This is a genomic window from Sphingomonas sp. LH128 (assembly GCF_000293195.2).
Classification (GTDB): domain Bacteria; phylum Pseudomonadota; class Alphaproteobacteria; order Sphingomonadales; family Sphingomonadaceae; genus Novosphingobium; species Novosphingobium resinovorum_A.
This window is the reverse complement of sequence record NZ_ALVC01000317.1, coordinates 1-5,497: the sequence shown is the minus strand read 5'-3', so window position 1 is coordinate 5,497 and position 5,497 is coordinate 1. Positions and strand designations below refer to the sequence as shown.

General features: G+C 61.6%; 2 protein-coding genes and 3 pseudogenes. 2 read left to right on the top strand and 3 right to left on the bottom strand.

Translation table 11 applies throughout. The features are described 5' to 3' along the window. Positions 1-188: pseudogene (locus LH128_RS22955) on the top strand (IS6 family transposase); the annotation flags it as partial. A gap of 1,099 nt (positions 189-1,287) precedes the next feature. Here the strand turns inward: LH128_RS22955 and LH128_RS33710 are convergent. Continuing rightward, on the bottom strand, positions 1,288-1,653 hold the full coding sequence (locus tag LH128_RS33710) for a hypothetical protein (protein ID WP_172705147.1): 366 nt from the start codon (positions 1,651-1,653) through the stop codon (positions 1,288-1,290). Between the two features lie 305 nt (positions 1,654-1,958). On the opposite strand from LH128_RS33710, the pseudogene LH128_RS34740 reads away from it, so the two are divergent. Beyond that, a pseudogene (locus tag LH128_RS34740) lies at positions 1,959-2,204 on the top strand (ParB/Srx family N-terminal domain-containing protein); the annotation flags it as partial. 213 nt (positions 2,205-2,417) lie between these two features. On the opposite strand, the pseudogene LH128_RS22950 reads toward LH128_RS34740, so the two are convergent. Both LH128_RS22950 and LH128_RS22945 read right to left on the bottom strand, forming a co-directional pair. Beyond that, positions 2,418-3,902, bottom strand: a pseudogene (locus LH128_RS22950) (M13 family metallopeptidase); the annotation flags it as partial. Positions 3,903-4,173: 271 nt separating this feature from the next. Further along, a partial coding sequence (locus LH128_RS22945; protein WP_037520983.1) for a TonB-dependent receptor occupies positions 4,174-5,497 on the bottom strand: 1,324 nt, incomplete at its 5' end.

Below are 5,497 nucleotides of genomic sequence, written 5' to 3'. Positions count from 1 at the left end.
CGGCCTATGCCACGATCAAGGGATTCGAAGTCATGCGAGCCCTGCGCAAAGGACAGGCTCGCCCCTGGTGCCTGCAGCCCGGCATCAGGGGCGAGGTGCGCCTTGTGGAGAGAGCTTTTGGCATTGGGCCCTCGGCGCTGACGGAGGCCATGGGCATGCTCAACCACCATTTCGCAGCAGCCGCCTGATCGGCGCAGAGCGACAGCCTACCTCTGACTGCCGCCAATCTTTGCAACAGAGCCCATCGAACTACCCCAGCGAACTTGAACTGGTATTCCCGGAGAGTTTGACGGTTGGAGTTTCCCCCTTTCATCCCCTCGAGATAATGGTGCTCCGACAGGCATGGGAATCTTGAAAAGAATTAAGGTCGGACCTCGGAACTGTCGAAGGTAGGCTGGCTCTAAGGTCGGTTCTTTAAAGTCAGACTTTGCGATCACGCAGCCATGCGTGCGTTGATATATATCCCATGTTTCGACAGGCTTGGTTTGAGCGGGCTGCGCCTCCAATGCTACCGCCCATGAGCAGGCTACCACAAAAGTGAAGGCACCAACCCGCCCCCAGCAGTCAACAAACTTCAGCATACGGTTCACTGGCTCCCAAGATGTCGTCGCAGTAACGCTATGAGAGCTTCAGAAAAGTAAATATTGCGCGCTTAGTGGGATGCACATCGCGTCCGGTTACCACCCCTCTCGGTCATCAGGCAGCGCAAACCCGGTCGCCGAAACCGGAATAACCGCCTTGCAGGATTTTAATCGGCAAACCGATCCAGCGGAAAGCGTCCTGTTGCGGACCTTAGACGTTTCTGCGATTCATCGCGTATGAGGGTCAACATAGTACTCGGAATGGCACTCAGCTGCGCCTTCCTTAACGGGTTTACGGACGAAGCTGTCGCGTCAGACGCTGAGAGCGAGCATTTTTCATTCACGCCATCAAGTGATGTAATTAATTCTCTCTATAGCGCTTATCTATCGGAGCACTCTTGTCGCCCATCCGTAAGTTGCACGCGGCCTTTCGCAACCCGTGTCAGCGAAATTGACTGCTCCCCCGCCGGAAATCGTAATGTGCGTTGCACGTTTTTATTCTCAAGCGAAGACTATATGCGGGGAAAAGGCGTTACGAGCATCGCGACAGAAGTTAGCCTAGAAGAGTGTACTGGTATGTTTCGGTGGACTGGAAAACGATGGCGCATGACAGCCGCGCTTGATGATTGCCCCTCTCGCTTGAACGGTTTCAGAACAAGATAACGACGGTTTGCCAGCCAACGGAAACCGTCAGGTCATTTGCTTGTCAGCGGCGCAGCCCAAATTCGACATTGGATATCTCCCCACTGCACCGGTCGATGCGGATAGCAAGTTGGCTATCTCGGTCCCCATTCCGGGAATTCCAGCGGAATACTTCCCAAGACCATTTCTTTTCTCGTACGGAGATTTCCGGAAACCTTGCACTATCGGCGTGGGGATTGGTAGCTGGCTCCACAGCAAGAAAGATAGCTTCCGCAGCCGAGTAAGTGCTCACCAGAGGGCGGTCCGGCCTGCCGTGGGTCGATTGGCAGTTGTAGGTGATGGCCATCGGTGTCGTGGCTGTGCTGAGCGCTGGAAAGGCTGCCAAAGTGAAGGCAGCAATCGACATGATGATGTTCTTCCGGACGCGCATTGTATCTGCTTACGCTATCATTCTCAGCCTTTGCAATGACGGCAATCCATCGGTTTTCGTCATTCCGGGCCGTGAGCGCCGCGCTCCAAAACGGCGTTTCCGGTGCCGCCGCTACCAAAGTACGAAAACCGGCTTCCGTTCACCACCCTTTTTGAGACGGCGGCATGCCAGGTGCGGCCGCCGCTAATGAACGACGTCAGGTTCGTCCCAACCAGCCGTTGACCGCAAATTGCCCATGTGAGGGGAGGGGGAAGGGAAGAGGTGTCCGTGAATTGGCCGGACGATGAGAAGAAGGTGTTGTTCCCATGATCCAGACCGTCAAGCTGGCTAAGCTGGTCCTCTCCGACATCAATGTGCGTACCCGCGGCGAAGACCTGATCGAACAGTTCGCCGCCGACATTTTCGCGCGCGGCATCCTGCAGAACCTGGTCGTGACTTCCGTGAAGAAGCCGCGCGGCTCCTATGGCGTCATTGCCGGCAGCCGCCGCTTTCGTGCCCTCACGCTGCTCGCCGAGCGCGGCGACATCAGCGCGGCCGAATACGACGTGCCCGTGCTGATCCTGAGCGGCGGCAACGACGAGCTTTCCGAAGCCTCGCTCGCTGAAAACTTTCATCACCTCAATATGTCGCCCGCCGACGAATGCCGCGCCTTCCAGTACTGCCTCGGGCAGGGCGGCGACATCGACGCGGTCGCCAAGCGTTTCGGCATCACCCGCCGTTTCGTCGAAGGGCGGCTGCGGCTCCCCCCCCCCCGCCGCGCCGCTGGCGTCGAAGCTGTGGCTGATCTCGTGCCCGATCACCGCGCCGATTGCGCCGTAGTTGGAAGCAAGGTCGGCGGCCGGATCGAAGAACGGCTTCTGCAGGATCGCGGCGGGGAAGTTCAGCGCGTTCTGCACGGGCAGGTTCACCGCGTTGACGAGCTGCGGCGTCATCCACCACTCGCCCCGGTCCTGCGGCTTGCCTAGCTTGGAAATCTGCTGGAGCGTGTAGCCGTGGATCGCCGACATGCGGTTGGCGTAGGCCTGCCCCGGCTTGATGATGATCATGGAGGTGTCGGGCCACACGTCGGGATAGCCGACCGCGACGACCATGCCTTCCAGCTTGGCCTTGGCCTCGGTACGCGTCGCCGGGCTCATCCAGTCGAGCGCGTCGATGCGGCGGGCGAAAGCCTGCTTGATGCGGGCGGACATGTCCTCCACCTGCGCCTTGGCGGCCGGCGGGAAGTATTCGCGCACGTAGAGCTTGCCAAAGGGCATGCCGAGGTCGCTGTTGATCGAAGCCAGCGCCCGCTTTTCGCGCGTCTTCTGCTCCGGGGTGCCCGAAAGGTTGGTGTCGAAGAACGCAAAGTGCAGCGCGTCGAACTTCGTGGGCAGCACGTCTGTCTGCGCATTGAAGCGGTGGAAGGCCAGCCAGTCCTTCCACGCGTCCAGCGGCTCGGAAGCGACGAGGGCGGCGAGGCCGGTGATCGCGCCGGGGCTGTAGACGTCGAAGGTCTGCTGCGAGGGCATGTGCGCGGCGGTGAAGTAGGCGTCCCAGTCCATACCGGGGGCCTTCGCGGCGAACTCGGCGCGGGTCCACAGGGTGCCGCCTTGCGTGAAGTCGGCGGTTTCCGCCTTGCTCGGGTGGGCCTGCGCGATCTTGGTTTCGAGCGCGAGGATGCGCGCGGCGCGCGCCTCGGGCTGGTCGAGGCCGGACAGGCGCAGAAGGTCGGCGATATACTTGAGGTAGTCGGCCCTGATCTTGACCATGCGCGGTTCGGCCGAGACGTAGTATTCGCGGTCGGGCAGGGCGATGCCGCCCTGGAACAGGTAGGGCACGACCTCGTCGCTCTTGAGCGCCTTGGTGATGAACAGGCCGAACAGGTTCTCGGTCGACATGTCGTTGTTGTTGTTGAACAGGTCGAGGTCGGCCTCGGTCTGGTCGCCCAGCACCTTGACCAGCGCGGCCTTGTCCTTGATCGCCGCGTAGCGCGTCAGGTCGGCCTTGAGCGGGGCGATACCCAGCTTGTCGATCGTCGCGGTGTCAAGGTAGGCGCGCCAGTAGTCGCCGATCTTCGCCTCGTCGCTGCCGGGCTTCTGCCTGGCGCCGAGGATCTTCTGGATGAGTGCGGTCTGCTGGCGCTCGGTCTCGTCGGCGGCGACGGTGTGGGAGCCGATGCGGCTGCGGTCGGCGGGGATTTCGGCCTTGGCCAGCCAAGCGCCGTTCGAGAAGAGGTAGAACTCGTCGCCCGGCTTCACCGAGGTATCCATCGCGGTTTCGTCGATGCCTGCGGGGGCCGGATCGGTGGCGGCGATGGCGAAGGGCGCGGCGCACAGCAGCAGCGCGGCAAGAATGCGAGTCTTCATCAGGCGGTCCTTTCGCGGCGTCGGAGAGCCCCGCGCCGGTTCTGTCATGCCCGGTGGACTAGCGCCGGATCGCCCGTCCGCCTACAGAAAAATTGCGCTGCGGCGCAACAAAGAAACCGGCGGAATCTGGTCGTAGAGGCGCTCTCCTTTTGTGGGAAAGCGCCTCTACGAATGCTCAATACTTGATGTGGGCCTCCACGCCGACGACGCGCGGCGTCAGTACGGTCTGGCTGTAGTAGCGAACCGCCACCCCGTCGTTGACGCCGATGCGCGAACGGTCGTTGCCGACCGAGACCACGGCGTACTTGTCGAAGATGTTGTTTGCGAACACGCTGACCCCGAACTTGTCGGTGTCATAGGACAACGAGGCGCGGTGCAGGACGTAGCCGCTGAGCTTGTCGCCATAGGCACGATCCCAGCCGAGACGGCTGACGATGCTGCCGCGATAGGTCGCCGTCCAGTTGGCCGACAGTTCGCCGTTGCCCATCGGCACCGTGTAAGTGGCGCCCAGGCTGCCCGAGTTCTTGGCCGAGTTCGGCAGGCGGTCTCCGGACAGCGCATCGAGCTGGACGAAGCGGAAGTTGTAGTCGTTCGGCACCTCGCGGATGGTGAGGATGCCGGGGATGTCCTCGGTCAGGTGGGCGTCGTTGTAGGCATAGTTGCCCTGGATCGTGAGTTCCGGGACAGGCTTGATCTGGAACGAGGTCTCGATGCCCTTCGACACCGCGCGCCCGCCGTTCACAGTGATCCCGGTCGCGCCGTTCACGGTTGCCGAGGCAACCTGCAGGCCGGTCCACTTGGTGCTGTAGGCGTCGATGTTGAACGTCACCTTGCGGTCGAACAGCTGGGCGCGGAAACCGACCTCAATGGTCTTGGTGGAATCCGGGCCGTACTGCAGTTCGTCGGGCAGGGCGCAGATGTTCTGGCCGGGAGGCAGGGGATTGTCGCAAGGCGCGACCGTGTTCGGCCCGCCGATGCGATAGCCCTTGCTGTAGGTGGCATAGACCATCAGGTCGCGGGTGAAGTTGTAGGAAGAGTTGAACTTCCACACCCAGCCGTCCTGACCGGCCTTTCCGCCCGAAATCTTCTTGTCGTAGGGGCTGAGCGGCTGGCCGAGCAACGGCAGGGTCTGCGCGCCGGCGATCTCCGAGGTATACTTGAAGTAGCGCGCGCCGGCCGTGACCTGCCATTCGGGTGTAACATGGAAGGTACCTTCCCCGAAGACCGCCTGCTCCTTGACCTTCGAACGGGTGTACGAAACGTATTCCAGTTCGTTCGGGTTCGTCGCCAGATCGACCCAGGGGTGGCCGGGTACGTGCTCGGCGTAGTCGCTTTGCAATCTCTGCTCGTTGTAGAACCCGCCGAGAACCCAGTTGAACGGACCGCCGTGCGTGGAGACGAGGCGCACTTCCTGGTTGACCTGCTTGCGGCGGCTGACGCGCTCGTTCCAGCTGGAGAACGCCGGGAACGCTTCGTAGCCGTAGTCGAGGTCGAGCAGC